This window comes from Reichenbachiella sp. (assembly GCF_039941815.1).
GTDB lineage: Bacteria > Bacteroidota > Bacteroidia > Cytophagales > Cyclobacteriaceae > Reichenbachiella.
Genome location: NZ_JBDVDW010000038.1, coordinates 1 through 1,069 on the forward strand (window position 1 = coordinate 1; position 1,069 = coordinate 1,069).

The 1,069-nt window shown below is 37.1% G+C and carries 1 protein-coding gene; it reads left to right on the forward strand.

Annotated elements, in window-relative coordinates:
- Positions 1-111: 111 nt before the first annotated feature.
- Positions 112-969, forward strand: coding sequence for a MurR/RpiR family transcriptional regulator (locus tag ABJF11_RS10405; RefSeq protein WP_348119785.1), 858 nt, complete (start codon positions 112-114; stop codon positions 967-969).
- Positions 970-1,069 lie beyond the last annotated feature (100 nt).

The following is a 1,069-nucleotide window of genomic DNA, read 5'->3' on the forward strand; positions in this document are numbered from 1 at the left end:
CTTACTGTGTTTAAAAGTTGATCGTTCAAATTCTGTTCGCATTTTGATCGTTTTTATAGACTAAACGCACCACAACAAAACAAGTTGATTTGGATTTATAGGAGGAGTTATATGCAAAATAATTTTGAATATATTACAACCGCAGCCGCTCAGAAAATTAAAGACCTAATGCCTGATTTGACAAAGTCCGAAGCACGAGTCGCTCAGTTTATTCTTTTAAATTTGGATCAAATTAGCTATGAAACGGGAGCATCGATTGCCGACAAAGCAGCAGTTAGCCAAATTACAGTCAGTCGTTTTCTAAAAAAAGCAGGCTATCGCGGTATTTCAGCGTTAAAAGAAGAGCTGAAAGAAATTAATCTTGATAGCAATACACAAGAGAAAAAGAAAAATAAGAAAAAAACTATATATAACAATAGTTTAAATATCGAGCTAAATAGTATGATGCGGCTATATGAGCAGTTTGAAACAGACGATTGGAGTAGTCTTGTAAATTGTGTCGCGACAGCTAAAAGAGTGTATATCTCTGGATTTCAATCTATTAGAGGGATCTCTGAAGATTTTGCCCGGCGCTTATTGTTAGCTCGAGACAATGTACAATATATTTCGATGCACGATGGAATGCTCGCAGAATGGCTAGAATATAAACCTAAAGTTGGAATGGGCTATGATGCCTTGGTTATCTTTGATGTAGTACCTTACGCTTCAGAAGGAAGAAAGCTGTGTGAAATAGCTATGGAAAAAGGAATTCAGATTGTCATCATTAGCGATGAATTCTGCTACTGGGCAAGTGAGTACAATGCCCATACCGTTCATCCAAAATCGAAATCGGGTTTGTTTCTCGAATCTACATGGGGACTTGTCTTAGCCTCTAATGTCTTAGTAGATGCTGTTTCTAGGAAAAACCTTCGCAGTGGAACCAGAATAAAACAGTGGCAAGAATGGGCCAAACGAGCAGACATTTTCTAATTACCAAAAGTCTGAGAAGTCCAATCTCTATTTTCAATTCAATTCAAATCAATTAGTAGGCCGTTTTCCATAGCATAACGAGTTAACTCAGCAGAATTAG